10 protein-coding genes are annotated in these 13,386 nt (G+C 66.5%); 6 read left to right on the forward strand and 4 right to left on the reverse strand.

The genetic code is table 11. From position 1 onward, the window contains the following. Window positions 1-213 precede the first annotated feature (213 nt). The 3 genes from HB860_RS14800 (at window position 214) to HB860_RS14810 (ending at window position 3,072) form a co-directional block, all read left to right on the forward strand. Window positions 214-489: a hypothetical protein gene (locus HB860_RS14800; protein ID WP_247627144.1), complete on the forward strand. Its 276-nt coding sequence runs from the start codon at window positions 214-216 to the stop codon at window positions 487-489. A 212-nt stretch (window positions 490-701) separates the two neighbouring features. Further along, the gene (locus HB860_RS14805) at window positions 702-1,439 is read left to right on the forward strand and encodes an EAL domain-containing protein (protein ID WP_247627145.1); all 738 of its coding nucleotides are present in this window, start codon (window positions 702-704) and stop codon (window positions 1,437-1,439) included. Window positions 1,440-1,704: 265 nt separating this feature from the next. Then, entirely contained in the window at window positions 1,705-3,072 is a 1,368-nt protein-coding gene (locus tag HB860_RS14810; protein WP_247627146.1) for an endonuclease/exonuclease/phosphatase family protein, read from the forward strand. Window positions 3,073-3,132: 60 nt separating this feature from the next. On the opposite strand, the gene HB860_RS14815 is transcribed toward HB860_RS14810, so the two are convergent. The 3 genes from HB860_RS14815 to dsrO are packed head-to-tail and all read right to left on the reverse strand — an operon-like array spanning window position 3,133 to window position 8,139. After that, window positions 3,133-6,240 (reverse strand): tetrathionate reductase subunit A, encoded by a 3,108-nt coding sequence (locus tag HB860_RS14815; protein ID WP_247627147.1) that lies wholly within the window; start codon window positions 6,238-6,240, stop codon window positions 3,133-3,135. After that, window positions 6,240-7,367, reverse strand: a complete 1,128-nt coding sequence (nrfD, locus tag HB860_RS14820) for an NrfD/PsrC family molybdoenzyme membrane anchor subunit (protein WP_247627148.1) — start codon at window positions 7,365-7,367, stop codon at window positions 6,240-6,242. The genes HB860_RS14815 and nrfD overlap by 1 nt, the downstream gene beginning before the upstream one ends. Next, window positions 7,354-8,139 carry a sulfate reduction electron transfer complex DsrMKJOP subunit DsrO gene (gene dsrO, locus HB860_RS14825; RefSeq protein ID WP_247627149.1) on the reverse strand — a complete coding sequence of 262 codons (786 nt, stop codon included), beginning with the start codon at window positions 8,137-8,139 and terminating at the stop codon, window positions 7,354-7,356. Before dsrO ends, nrfD begins: the two co-directional genes overlap by 14 nt. A 290-nt stretch (window positions 8,140-8,429) precedes the next feature. Here dsrO and HB860_RS14830 point away from each other — a divergent pair, with 290 nt between their 5' ends. The 3 genes from HB860_RS14830 to pepE all read left to right on the forward strand — a co-directional run bounded on the left by HB860_RS14830 (window position 8,430) and on the right by pepE (window position 11,760). Then, entirely contained in the window at window positions 8,430-10,265 is a 1,836-nt protein-coding gene (locus HB860_RS14830) for a sensor histidine kinase (RefSeq protein ID WP_432612683.1), read from the forward strand. A gap of 1 nt (window position 10,266) precedes the next feature. Beyond that, window positions 10,267-10,878: a response regulator transcription factor gene (locus tag HB860_RS14835; RefSeq protein WP_247627151.1), complete on the forward strand. Its 612-nt coding sequence runs from the start codon at window positions 10,267-10,269 to the stop codon at window positions 10,876-10,878. Between the two features lie 141 nt (window positions 10,879-11,019). After that, window positions 11,020-11,760, forward strand: coding sequence for a dipeptidase PepE (pepE, locus tag HB860_RS14840; protein ID WP_247627152.1), 741 nt, complete (start codon window positions 11,020-11,022; stop codon window positions 11,758-11,760). Between the two features lie 90 nt (window positions 11,761-11,850). On the opposite strand, the gene HB860_RS14845 is transcribed toward pepE, so the two are convergent. Next, the gene (locus HB860_RS14845) at window positions 11,851-13,386 is read right to left on the reverse strand and encodes a DHA2 family efflux MFS transporter permease subunit (protein WP_247627153.1); all 1,536 of its coding nucleotides are present in this window, start codon (window positions 13,384-13,386) and stop codon (window positions 11,851-11,853) included.

A 13,386-nucleotide genomic window follows, 5' to 3' on the forward strand; every position in this document is an offset into this window, starting at 1 on the left:
CCCGAGCGGCCAAAGGGATCAGACTGTAAATCTGACGGCTCTGCCTTCGAAGGTTCGAATCCTTCTCCCTCCACCATCCTTCAGAAAACCCGGCCTGGCGCCGGGTTTTCGCATTTATGACCAGTGGTCATTTGGCACTGTCAGATCTGACAATTGCCCCGCCCCCGCTTTTTCGAAACAGTAGAAGCCTCGAGTCGCAAGGATCGCCCTCATATGTTTGAAATCTGGGATGAAAGGGGCCGTGAGCAAGGGCTGACGCTGCCCGAGCTGCAACAACGACTGCGCCATTATCAGGGTGACGTCATGGTGCGCTATCTCAACCGCCTCGGCCTGCCGAGCACCCTGTTCCTGACCGTTGCGCAAGGCCAGGCCTACCAGCGCTTCAAGGCCGGCTCCCCCAAGCTCGACTGGGAGTGGCTGGCCCAGGCCATTCATGGCACCTCGTTCCTCGATGCCGGAGGGCACCAGCCGCAACACGCAGTGAGCTGACACTTCACCCACACCTGACTCCCTTGGTGCCCATGGCGTCACTGCGTCCTACCTCCTGACGACTGGCCTTTCTCTGCCTGCTCCCCGTCGCTGCCCGCCAGTCCGGCCCCTGCCCATTCACGTGGCCGGTTGATTATCAGACAATTCCTACATCGGTTGGATGACTGCGCCCTGTATTATGCGCAGCCATTCATCTCCATCAGGTGAGAGCCATGTTTGCGTTCAAAGAAGAGGATCCGATGAGTGCCATGGCAACGATGGCCATGGCGGATGTCGCCGTCCCCTTTTACCAGCCGATCATAGGCCGGGACCGTCAGGTCAAGGGGTATGAGGCGCTGGCCAGACGCTGGGATCCGGTGGCCCAGTGTTACAAAGGCATCGATTTTGCCTCCCTCAGCCAGGACGAATCCCTGCACCTGGATATCGTCATGCTCAGGGCCATCATGCGCGACCTGCCCGTGCTCGCACAAAAAGGCCCCTATACGCTCTCCATCAACCTCAATCCGGCGCTCTCCAGCCCCACCTACCGCAACCTGTTGTTGCTGGTGCTGCTCCAGGCCCGCAAGCTGGGGATCGACATCTGGTTCGAGGTGCTGGAATACGCCCGACTGGAGAGCCGCTACAGGGAGCTGATTGAGGTGCTGCGCGCCCATGGCGCCCACATCGCCTGCGATGACTTCGGCTCTCTGGAGTGCAACTTTCAGCGCCTGATGGCCCTGCCCTACGAGGTAGTCAAGCTGGACCGCTCCCTGCTGCTGCAGGCGGCGCGCACCGCTCACGCCTTCAAGATGCTGGTGGGTCTGGTGGCCTACCTGCAGCGACTCGGCATGGCCGTGGTGTGCGAGGGGGTGGAGACCCAGACCCATGTCGAGATAGCGAACCGCCTCGGCTGCGACTATCAGCAGGGCTACGCCTACGCCATGCCCTTCCCCCTCTCCCGCTGGTCCTAGGCACCCGGGACCAGAGGATCAACCGAGGCCAGTGGGCCAGCTCCTCTTGCCCTCGCGCTTATCCAGAACGGCGCAGGCCCGGGCCAGCATCCAGCTGTCAGGGCCAGGCTGCCGGCTCGTCCCGCCGCCCTCCTCTTCTTCAGGCTGTGAATGGACTCACACTTTGGCTCATTCAGAGCCCGTTTCAGATCTGCATCTCTATAATGGGCCCGCCTGGGCCTCTTCAGTGCCCTGGCATAACCTGTTGATGCTACGGAATATTACAATGAAAAATAGCCACAAGACCCTGCTCGCCGCTGCCATTTCCCTCGGATTGATGGCAGGCTGTCACAGCAACAATGACTCCAAGGCCCCCGATCCCATGGTTCGCTTCGCTACCTTCAACCTCTCCTTCGATCGCACCGCCCCCGGCATGCTCTCCGGCGAACTGGCGCTGGACCGCACAGCTCAGGATGCCCTGCTGGCCCGCCTCGCAGACGGCACCTTGAGCGGGGCAGAGAAGACCAGGGCCCTCGACGTGCAGCAGATCCGCAATATCGCCGAGATAGTGCAGCGCACCCGGCCGGACGTCTTCCTGCTCAACGAGTTCGACAACGACGGCAAGGGGGAGAGCACAGCCGATCTCAAGGCCTTCAACGACAACTACCTGGCCCACGCCCAGCACGGCGAGGTGCAAGCCATCAGCTACCCTGTGATGCAGAATTTCGCCACCAACACAGGGCTGATGAGCGGCCAGGATCTCAACCTGGATGGCAAGCGCAACAGCGGGCCGGACGACGCCTGGGGCTTTGGCAACTACCACGGCCAGTACGCCTTCGCCCTGATGTCGCAGTATCCCATCGACACCAAGGGGATCCGCACCTTCCAGCACTTCAAGTGGAAGGACATGCCGGGCGAGACGAACCCCGTCATCGACGACTGCAACAACCCCAGGGCGCCGATCCCGGCGGGTCGCCAGTGCGGCGAGCCCTGGTATGACGACGCCGCCTGGGCGCAGTTCCCGCTCTCCTCCAAGAACCACGCGGACGTGCCGGTGCGGGTCAAGACCGCCAAGGGGGAAGAAGTGATCCACTTCCTCATCTCCCACCCTACGCCCCCCATCTTTGGCAATGCGGCGCGCCACAACGTCAAGCACAACAGGGCCGAGGTCGCCTTCTGGCAGGACTATGTGGAGAGCGCCAGCTACATGGTGGACGACGCCGGCAAGGCGGGCGGCCTGCCACAGGGTGCCCGCTTCGTCATCGCCGGGGATCTCAACGCCGATCCGCAAGCAGGCGATGGGGATCTCAGTGCCATCCAGGACTTGCACAACCATGTGCTGGTCAACCAGGCGGTCACCAATGGCGCCCTGATCCCGGTGAGCCAGGGGGGCCCCGAGTGCCTCGCCAGTCAGCCGGATCTGTGCAAGCGCAACAACAACCGCACCACCCCGGAGCGCATCACCAGCAGCAGCGGCCTGCAGCTCGATCACCTGATCCCCTCAGCCAACCTCAATGCTATCGCCTCTGGGGTGTTCTGGCCCGCCAGCTTCGAGCCGGGCTACCACCTGGTGTATGACGCACAGCGCGGCATCGCCAAGGGGGTCAGCTCGGATCACCGCCTGGTGTGGATGGACTTCGAACTGGACAAGTGATGTTCAGGATCACGCAATGAAAAGCGGGGCCATGATGGCCCCGCTTTTTTGCCTCTGGCGCTACACCAGCTTCTCCACCCGGGCCGGCAAGCCCTGGCGCGCCGAGGAGCCGATGGCCCAGTCCACCAGGGGGTAGCGGCCGTGACGACTGGGATCCAGCACCGCCAGATCGTTGAGGTTCACCCCGGCGCCGCGCAAGGCACTGGCCACCACCTCCTTACCGTCGACCCAATGCGAGCGCGCCCCCAGCTCCTTGTGACCGAAGCCGTGCTCGATGGCGATGGCATCTTCCTGCACCCCGGCCACGCACTCCGCCAGCCCGATCACGCTGCCATTGGGGGTGCTGACCCGCACCCTGTCCCCGCTCACTATGCCAAGGCGCGCCGCCGTCTCCACGTTGAGCCGCACCCCGTTGCTGGGGTGCACCTGACGCAGGCGATCCGAGCCTATGCTCATGGAGCTCATGGTGTGGGACTTGTAGCTGGTCAGCAGCAGGGGCCACTGGGTCGGCTTGAACGCCTCCTTGAGCGGCGTGCCGTCCGCGAGCTGGGGGAGGAAGAAGCGCGGCGTGCCGCTCAAGTATTGGCCGCTCTGGCTGTGGCGCCGGCTACCCACCGCCGGGTTCCACAGCATCAATGGCTTGGGCCAGCGCTTGCTCGGCTGACCCGATTCATCGCGCCCCTTGGCCACCGACTCGAAGCGCCCGCCCCGGGCGAAGAGGTAGGCGGCGCGGCCCGCCTCCTCCGCACTCAGGGTGGCGTTCAGCGCCGGCATGATGCGTTCCACCCCGGACCAGGCGAGATCCTCAGGATCTATGGGAGGCACAGGCTCGCCGAGATAGGCCACGTTGGCCGCCCCGTAGAGGGAGAAGTCCGCCGCCTTGTTCAGGGCGTGCAGCTTGCCATCCGCGCCCTTCAGGGCCCCCTCGCCAAAGCCCGGCAACCCCAGGCGCGTCGCCACGGCGATGAAGAAGGACTCCATGCAGACCGGATCCCCCGAGGCTGTCTTGGCGACTCTTGGCTCCACCACGGGCCAGCGGCCGGTGGAGACCTTGGTCATGACCCCGTGCCAGGCCGTGGCCCAGCCCCAGGACTCGTAGGTCAGGGTGTCAGGCACTACGTAGTCCGACAGCGCCGAGGATTCGTTGATGAAGCTGTCGATGCTGACAAAGAGCGGCAGCACGCCCGGGTCCTTGAGCTGCTCGCCTATGGCATGGCTGAGCCCCGCCTGACCATAGAGGGGGTTGCCCATGTGGTTGATCCAGGCCTTGGCGCGATAGGGATAACCGCTCACCGCCGCGGTCAGGTGCTCGCCGAGCAATGGGCCGGAGAGTGGGAACCAGGGCTCGTGGGCCGGATAGGGGTTCTGCCCCGCCTCTTTCTTGCGGCGATATTCGGAAGTTTTCTCATAGGGGAACTTGGAGCGCGACAGGAAGACCCCGGCGGGTTTGACCATGCCGGGGAAACTCGCGAGATCGTAGCGCGGCCCGGCCCCGAAGGGGTCGAACTTGCCGCCGCTCGCCACGGCGCCGCCCCGGGCGTTGAGGTTCCCTATCATGGCGTTGAGCATCATGATGGCCCAGGCCGAATAGAAGCCGTTGGCGCTCATGGTGCCACCATGGGTGATCACCGCCGCCCGGGTGCCGTGGCTGGTGAACTCCCGCGCCAGCTCGACGATGTCGCTTACCGGCACGGCGCACTCGGCGCTGTATTGCTCGAGAGAGTGCTCCCGGCTCGCCTCGGCCAGCAGCTGGAAGCTGCTCTTGACCCTGAGCTCCCCGCCCGGAGTCGAAATGCTGCGCGCCACCCAGAGGTTGGCCCGTTCACACTGGCCTGCGGGTCTCGGCTCGTCGCTCCCCTCCTCGACCACCAGCACCGCATCCCCCTCGCCATAGGGCTCACCGCCGTGGGGCAGCCCCAGATCGCTGGCGTGCAGCATCTGGCCGAAGCGGGGGTGGGATTCGTCGCAGACAACCAGATGGCTGGCGTTGCAAAAGCCGCGATAGCCGGCCCGCTCGGCGGCGGCAGCATGGGGGGCCGCCAGGAAGGGCTCGGCGTAACGCTCGTTGTCGATGATCCAGCGCAGCATGGCCATGGCCAGCGCCGAGTCCGTGGCGGGCCGGATGGGCAGCCAGCGGTTGGCGGGGGCGGACGGCAGGTTCACCGTGTTCGGCAGGCTGGGGGCCACCACCACGTAGGAGAACGGCTTGCCCTGCCGCGCCCGCCCCGCCGCCAGCTGGCGGGACTGGCGCTTGAAGGGGTTGCCGGACTGCTGGGGGGAAGTGCCCATGAACAGCAGGAAGTCGCTCTCGTCCCAGTCAGGCTTGAGGTGGGCGTTCTTCTCCAGATCGTCCAGCAGGGCGCCGGCCCCGACCCGGAACGACAGGCCGCAGTAGGCGCCGTGGTTCGCGAAATTGCGGGTGCCGAAGCTGTTGAAGGTGAAGCGCTTGATGAAGGCGTCGCGCCCCTCGTCCGAGGCGTTGCTCACCAGCAGCTGGTTGGCCCTGGGGCCATATTCCGGGTTCGCCGGGTCCAGCGGCTCGGCGAGGTTGCGGATGGCCCTCAGCCCCTCCACTTTCCCCTCCCCGAACAGGTCCCCCCCCTCCACCACCTCCTCGATCAGCTGCTCGAACGGGATACTCTGCCAGCGGCCGCTGCCGCGGGGGCCGACCCGCTTGAGGCAGCGGGTGACCCTGTGGGGGCTGTCGAGCTGCTCCAGCATGGCGTTGCCCCGGGCGCAGGCGGTGGAGCGCCCCTCCAGCCCCCCTTCCTGATGGCCGCTGGTCGCGAGCAGCGCCTGCTTGATCGGCGTCTTGAAGTCGATGTGGTGCAGGGCAGAGAGGGGGTGATAGGGGTTGCCCAGGATGCGCACTATCCTGTCGCTCTCGTTGTCGATGCGGGCCCGCACCCCGCACAGGGTCCAGCAGCCGAGGCACATGGTGTTGGCGAGGCGCTGATCCGGGTTGGGATGAAGCTCCCCCTGCCCGTCGACCCTGTACTCCACGGCGAGCGAGTTGCCGTGAATGGGATCCCGGGTCGGCTTGCCGGAGCTGCCGGTGGCCACCCCGCTCGCCACCTGCTTGAGGGTGTCGCTGTAACCGGCCACGAAGAGCCCTGTGCCCCCGGCGATGGCGGCCCCTTTGAGAAACTTGCGTTTGCTGTGATCCATCAGAGTGCCTCGCGAGCGGAGTGGGGGTTGGCTGCCTGGGTGGCAGAGGAAGTGGTGACGGATGGCAGAGCCGGAGCACGCACCAGCTCTGAGAGCGCCACCAGCAGGGCCAGCAGCAGGCCGAAGGTGCCGAGGATGCCGAGCACCCCGGCCGGTCCCCAGGCGATGTCGTAGAGATAGACCCCGGCCCCGTATTTCGGGACCAGCTGCCCCTGGATGAGCACCAGCCAGCGCAGGCCCCACACCAGGTGCAGTGCCAGCAACCCCAGGCCCCAGGTTTGCAGGCGGGGGGAGAGTCTTGCTCCAGCCAGCAGCAGCAGGCCGAGCAACCCCAGGGTCAGCAGCAGCCAGTGGGCCGCCAGCCGCCAGCTGGGATCCAGCCGATAGAGGGCACTCGCCTCAGCCGCCGAGGCGCCGCCAGACAGGGCCCAGCCCAGCAGGGAGAGGGCGAGCAGGGCCAGGGTCGGGCGGATCTGGCGCAGCAGCCCCGCCTCGGTGTGCTGCTGCCAGCCAGCCAGCAGGCGATTGAGCAGCAGCAAGGCGCTCTGGGCCGCCAGCAGGGCGCTCAGCGCCAGCAGCCAGGGCAACCAGGGGGTATGCCAGAGCGGGCGTGCCTGCACCGCCATGGTCTCGAGCCCGGTGTAGAGGGCGATGCTGAGACCGCTCAAGGCAGCCACCACCGCAAGGGGCCTCAGCCACGCATCGCCGGACCAGCTTCCCAGGCAGAGCAGCCGCGCCAGGGCGGCCACCCTGTCATGCTCCTCGCCGCGCCTGGCCAGGGCGGGCCTGAGCAGCAGCCAGCCGAGCATCATGGAGAGCAGGCTGAACAGGGGCAGCAGGTAGGCGCCATACCACATGATGGAGGTGAAGCGGGTCTGGGCGTAGAAGTGCCAGGCCCGGGCCGGCTGGTGCAGATCCGCGGTCAGGGCGATGGGGGCCACCAGCCCTGCTGCCACCATCAGCACGGCGGCCAGGGTCTGCAACCGCGGGTCCTGCGCCTTGCGCCACAGATCAAAGGCGCCGAGCCAGAGGGCACCATAGGCGAGGCCGATGAGGAAGAAATATTGCACCGCCCAGGGCAGCCAGGTGATGGGTTGATCCGGGGCCAGCAGTTCATGAATGGTCATGGGCTATCTCCTTGCCGTCGTCGCCGAGCAGGGTGCGCTGCGCCGGATGGCCGTCGATCTTGCTGACGAAGGCCTCGTCCATGCCGAGATAGAAGACCCGCGGCTGGGTATGGGCCTCGGGCTTGAGCACCTTGATGGCGGGCTCATGTTCGCGCAGCAGTCTGCTGATCCGGCTCTTGGGATCGTTTAAGTCCCCTATGATGCGCGCCTCGCCGACGCAGCTCTCCACGCAGGCGGGCAAGAGTCCCGCCTCCAGCCGGTGGGCGCAGAAGGTGCACTTGTCGGCGGTGTTGGTCTCGTGGTTGATGAAGCGGGCGTCGTAGGGGCAGGCCTGCACGCAGTAGCCGCAGCCGACGCACCAGTCGTTGTTGACCACGACGATACCGTCGTCGCGCTGGAAGGTGGCCCCCGTGGGGCAGACATCGAGGCAGGCGGGCTCGGCGCAGTGGTTGCACAGCCTCGGCAGCATCAAGAGAGAGGCGGGGGCCTCGAGGGCCGCCACGTCGCTCACCTCGTACTGGCTCACCGTGGTGCGAAACTGGCCGAGGGGAGGCTGGTTTTCCATGGTGCAGGCCACGGTGCAGGCCTGGCAGCCGACGCAGCGGCGCAGGTCGATCAGCATGCCGTAACGCTTGCGCCCGTCCCCGCGACTGATGGCCGCCCGCCCATTGCGGGGAACGGGGACGGACTGGGCCTGAGTCACGGGGATCAGGGCCGCCCCTGCGGTGAGGGCGGCGATCCCGGATAACAATCGGCGCTTGCTGGGCTCCATGGCTTTTTCCTTCTGCTGAGCTGGCTTCCCCGAAAGGGGGGTTGGGCCGATTGTCCGCAACGCAGGAAGTCGCCTCTATTGTGGTTTTCCACATACCGGGAGCCGGGTTGATCCAGCGCAATAAAACCGGCCCCATAACCGCCAAACTGTGACCAAAGCCCCATTCGCCGCCCCATCATGGCGCCAGGGCGGCCCAGCACATCGCCCCGGTGATAGACTGGCCTCCCCATCAGCCGCCCAAGGAGAGCGCCCTGTTCCGTCACGCCCCCTCATCGCCCGTCCGCAACTCCCTGCCGGCCCTGTTGCTCTGGCTCTGGCTCGCCCCCGCCCTGGCAGAGCCTGTGCCGCCCCAGGCAGAGTCGGCGCTGGCCCGGAGCGAGCCGGTCCGCATAGGGGTGCTGGCAACCCGCGGCCCGGCGCTGGCCAGGGCACAGTGGCAGCCGCTGATGACGTGGCTGGACGAGCGCGTGCCAGCGCGGCGCTTCGCGTTGGTGCCCCTGGAGCTCGATGCGCTGGCCGAGGCCGTCGCGCAAAGCAGGCTCGACTTTGTCATCACCAACCCGGGCCAGTCGGTGAGCCTGGCGCGCCAGTATCCACTGGCCTGGCTCGCCACCCTCAAGAGCCCGGCGGGGGGTGACAACCTCGCCATCGGCGCCGCCCTGGTGGTGCGCGCCCAGGCCCCCTACCTGCACTGGCAGGAGCTCGAGGGGCAGCCGGTCGCCGCCGTGTCGGAAAACGCCTTCGGCGGCTACCTCGCCTACCGCTTCGAGGCAGACGAGCAGGGTGTCAGGCTGGAGCGCTTCTTCTCTGCCGTGCGCTTCACCGGCTTTCCCCTGGACCGGCTCATCGAGCAGCTGGCGGCAGGGGACGTAGCCGCCGCCATAGTGCCGGTCTGCCAGCTGGAGCGCATGGTGCGGGAGGGCAAGGTCGCCGCCTCGGATTTTCGGGTGCTGGACAACCAGGCACCGGCGGGCTTTGGCTGCCAGAGCTCGACCCGGCTCTACCCGAACTGGGCCTTCGCCCAGACGGAGCAGGCCTCCCCTGCGCTCGCCCTGGCGGTGACGCGAGCGTTGTTCGACCTGCCCGCACACAGCGAGGCGGCCATGGCCGCCGATTCGGCGGGCTGGACAGTGCCCACCAGTCAGCTCGCCATCGACCGCCTGCTCAAGGCGCTGGATCGCCACCCCCTGCAGGGCCCCTGGTGGCAATCGGCCTGGCACTGGCTGCGCCAGCATCAGCAGTGGGGCTGGGGGGCCCTGGCGCTGGTGCTGCTGCTCGGCGGTCACCACCTGCTGCTGCAACGGCTGTTCAACCGCAGCCAGCGCCGACTGCTCGCCACCCGCCAGCAACTCGAGGAGAAGGGGCGCCAGCTCGAGCAGGCCAGACGCCTCGCCGAACTCGGTGAACTCGGCGCCAACGTGGCCCACGAGATCAACCAGCCCCTCACCGCCATCGCCAACTACAGCCAGGGTGCCCTGCTGCGCCTGGCGAGGCAGGGGCAGGATCCCTCCCTGGAACCCCTGCGCCAGGCCTTGGAGCAGATAGGGCTCCAGGTCCAGCGCATCACCCAGACCGTCAACCGGCTGAGATCCCGGCTGCAGAAGCGCCCCCGCCAAGCCGGGCCCACTGACCTGGTCGCCCTGGTGGAGGGGCTGCAACCCCTGCTCGGTCAGATGTTGACCCCCCTCGGGGTCACCTTCACCCTGCGCTGGCAGGGGCAGCCGCGCCTGCTCCCCCTGGATGGCACCGGGGTGGAGCAGTTGCTGATGAACCTCATCAAGAATGGCGCCGAGAGCGCGGCCCGAACGGACGGCCCAGCGGCGCAAAGGGCTGAGCCGGGCCGGGTCGAGCTGCTTGTCTCCTTCGAGGCGGCGCTTTTGGTCATGGAGATCCGCGACAACGGCCCCGGCCTGAGGATGCCAGAGGCCTGGCTGCAGCAGGCGTTCCACAGCGACAAGGACGACGGCATGGGGCTGGGGCTCGCCATCTGCCGGGACGTGGTCGAGTCTCATCGCGGTCAGCTCGCCTTGAGCAACCTGAGCCCCCATGGCTGCCTGGCCCGGGTGACCCTGCCCGCCACTCGGCAGCGGCTTGGGGCCGCGTCCCCTCTCAATCCAAGGAGCTGATATGCAGTCCACTGACCGCCCTCCCCTCTACCTGGTCGATGACGACGAGGCCGTGCTCGACTCCCTGCGCTTCATGCTGGAGAGCTGCGACGAACGGCCGCTGCACTGCTTTGCCGATGGCGAGCGCTTCCTGGCCGAGGTCGATCTGCGCCTGCCCGCCTGCCTCATCCTGGATTGCCGCATGCCGGGGCTGTCGGGCCCCGAGGTGCAGCAGCGGCTGAAGGCGGCCCAGAGCCCCATCGCCATCCTGTTTCTCACCGGCCACGGGGAGGTGCCCCTGGCGGTGGAGTCCCTCAAGCAGGGGGCGGTGGATTTCTTGCAAAAGCCGGTGCAGCTGGCCCCTTTGCTCGCCGCCATGGCGCGGGCCGAACAGGCGACGCAGAGTGCGGCCACCCGTTTCGCCCAACTGGCCGCCTATCAGCGGCTCACCCCCCGCGAGCACCAGCTGTTGCAGCTCATCGCCCGGGGTCACAAGAACCAGCAGATAGCGCAGGATCTTTGCATCTCGGTGCGCACCGTCGAGGTGTGCCGCGCCAGCCTGATGAAGCGCCTCGAGGTGGGCTCACTGGCCGAGCTGATGCTGCTCTATGCGGCGGTCAACGGGCAGCCCTGACTCGCCCACGCCATGGGCAAAGCCAACCCCGGGACACAAAACGCGGCGAGATCACACACTTGGCGCCGTCTTGGGGGTAGAGTAGCCCCTTCCCTTTATCAGGACGGACCGAGGTCCTGCGCATTATTTCGAGGAGACATCATGGAACTGCTTCTGCTCAGCAACGGCAAAACCACAGAACACCCGGGCCTGCTCGGCTGGGCCCGCGACCGGGTGCAGACCCTGCTCGCCCGCAAACAGGTCAAGCGCATCCTGCTCATCCCCTATGCGGTGATCCGCAGCGACTGGGATGCCCGCGCCCAGGATCTCACCGAGAGCCTGGGGGTGGAGACCATCAGCATCCACCAGTTCGACGATCCCGTGGCGGCCATCAATCAGGCAGACGCCATCTTCATCAGCGGCGGCAACACCTGGCGCCTGAACCAGCTGCTGCACGAATACGGCCTGGTGGTGCCCATACAGCGCGCCGTGCGCGAACGGGGCGTGCCCTATGTGGGCTGGAGCGCAGGTTGCAACGTGGCGACTCCGAGCATCCGCACCACCAACGACATGCCGGTGTGCAGCGCCGCCGTGCTGCCGGCGCTGGGCCTGTTCCCGCTGCAGATCAATCCCCACTATCTGGACGCCAGCATCAGCGGCCACATGGGGGAGACCCGGGACGAGCGGCTCGCCGAGTTCTGCGCCATCAACCCGAGCGAGTTCGTGGTGGCCCTGCGCGAAGCCAGCCTGCTGCAGATCAGCGGCGAGAGCGGCGGCGAGACCGTCGAGTACTGGAGCGTGCGCGGCGAGGGCTTCAAGATCTTCAAGCACGGCGAGGCGATCCAGGAGCATGAGGACGCCGCCCCCCTGGTCGCCCTCACCCCCTTCATCCCCAAGATCTGAGTCAGGGGTGCTGCAATGAAAAGAGGGATGGCCATGGCCATCCCTCTTTCGTTTGCCCGCTCGCGCCGGGGTGATGCCCCGCAAGGGCCCTCACTCCAGGATCGCCAGCGCCTCCTTGCCGCCGCGTTTGGGGGCCTTTAGCAGCAACACCAGCGGAATGGCGCACAGGCTGACCCACATCATCAGGCGGAAGTCCTGCAGGTAGGCGAGCAGGCTGGCCTGGCGGGTCACCTCGCCGTTGAGCATGGCGAGCCCCTTGGGGGTGATCAGCGCCGCTGTCCCCATCCCCTGCTGCAGACCGGCATTGAAGGGATTGATGTAGGAGGCGAACACCTCGTGGTTCATCTGGGTGCGCTGGGCCAGGTAGGTGATGACCACCGAGATGCCGATGCTGCTGCCGATGTTGCGCACCAGGCTGAACAGCGCCGTGCCCTCGTTGCGAAAGCGCGGCGCCAGGGTCGCGAAAGTGATGGTGGAGAGGGGCACGAAGATGAAGCCGAGCCCCAGCCCCTGGACTATGCCGGTGCGCACTATGTCCCAGCTGCCGATGTCGGTGTTGAACAGCGTCATCTCCCACATGGAGAAGCTGGTGAGCAGCAGCCCCAGCAGGATCAGGATGCGCACATCCACCCGGCCCGACAGCCTGCCCACCAGCATCATGGCGAACATGGTGCCGACCCCGCGCGGTGCCAGCAGGTAGCCGACGTCGATCACCGGGTAGCCCATCAGCCCCTGCATGAAGGGGGGCAGCAGCGTCATGGTCGCCAGCAAGATGATGCCGACGATGAAGATGAACACCAGGCCCACGCTGAAGTTGCGATCCTTGAACAGGGCAGGCTCTATGTAGGGATGGGGGTGGGTGAAGATGTGCACAACGAAGAGATAGAAGGCCATCACCATCATGACGGTCTCAATCACTATCTCCCGGCTGGCGAACCAGTTCTGGGACTCCCCACGGTCCAGCGCCATCTGCAACGCCCCTATGCCGAGACTCAGCAGGGCGAACCCCAGCAGATCGAAGCGGCGGCTGGCGTCTATCCTGGTCTCCTCGATGAAGGCGGCAAGCCCGAACCAGGCCAGCAGGCCGAACGGCAGATTGATGTAGAAGACCCAGCGCCAGTTGTAGTACTCGGTGAGCCAGCCCCCGAGCGACGGCCCGAGGATGGGGCCCACCATGACCCCTATGCCCCACATCGCCATGGCGGAGCCGTGCTTCTCCGGCGGATAGGTATCGAGCAGCACCGCCTGGGAGAGGGGCACCAGGCTGGCGCCGAAGATCCCCTGCAGCAGGCGGAACAGCACTATCTGATCCAGGCTCTGGGCCGCGCCGCACAGCATGGAGGCGACGGTAAAGCCCGCCACCGACCACATGAACAGTCTTTTGCGACCAATTCTTGCCGAGATAAAGCCGGTCAGCGGCATGAAGATGGCGGCCGCGACTATGTAGGAGGTGAGCACCCAGGAGATCTGATCCTGGGTCGCCCCCATGGCCCCCTGCATATGGGGCAGGGCCACGTTGGCTATGGTGGTGTCCAGCGCCTGCATGATGGTGGCCAGCATCACCGACAGGGTGATGAAGGTGCGGCGGGAGACTTGGCCGGCCTCCTCTGTGGCTGCTGTCGTCAT

Origin of the sequence: Aeromonas genomosp. paramedia (assembly GCF_023093515.1) — a bacterium.
GTDB lineage: Bacteria > Pseudomonadota > Gammaproteobacteria > Enterobacterales > Aeromonadaceae > Aeromonas.

Excerpts from the sequence above, each read along its gene's own strand:
- nrfD (WP_247627148.1), bottom strand. The coding sequence starts at position 7,367 with ATGACCATTCATGAACTGCTGGCCCCGGATCAACCCATCACCTGGCTG.
- HB860_RS14815 (WP_247627147.1), bottom strand. The coding sequence starts at position 6,240 with ATGGATCACAGCAAACGCAAGTTTCTCAAAGGGGCCGCCATCGCCGGG.
- HB860_RS14835 (WP_247627151.1), top strand. The coding sequence starts at position 10,267 with ATGCAGTCCACTGACCGCCCTCCCCTCTACCTGGTCGATGACGACGAG.
- HB860_RS14800 (WP_247627144.1), top strand. The coding sequence starts at position 214 with ATGTTTGAAATCTGGGATGAAAGGGGCCGTGAGCAAGGGCTGACGCTG.
- pepE (WP_247627152.1), top strand. The coding sequence starts at position 11,020 with ATGGAACTGCTTCTGCTCAGCAACGGCAAAACCACAGAACACCCGGGC.
- HB860_RS14845 (WP_247627153.1), bottom strand. The coding sequence starts at position 13,386 with ATGACGACAGCAGCCACAGAGGAGGCCGGCCAAGTCTCCCGCCGCACC.
- dsrO (WP_247627149.1), bottom strand. The coding sequence starts at position 8,139 with ATGGAGCCCAGCAAGCGCCGATTGTTATCCGGGATCGCCGCCCTCACC.
- HB860_RS14810 (WP_247627146.1), top strand. The coding sequence starts at position 1,705 with ATGAAAAATAGCCACAAGACCCTGCTCGCCGCTGCCATTTCCCTCGGA.
- HB860_RS14805 (WP_247627145.1), top strand. The coding sequence starts at position 702 with ATGTTTGCGTTCAAAGAAGAGGATCCGATGAGTGCCATGGCAACGATG.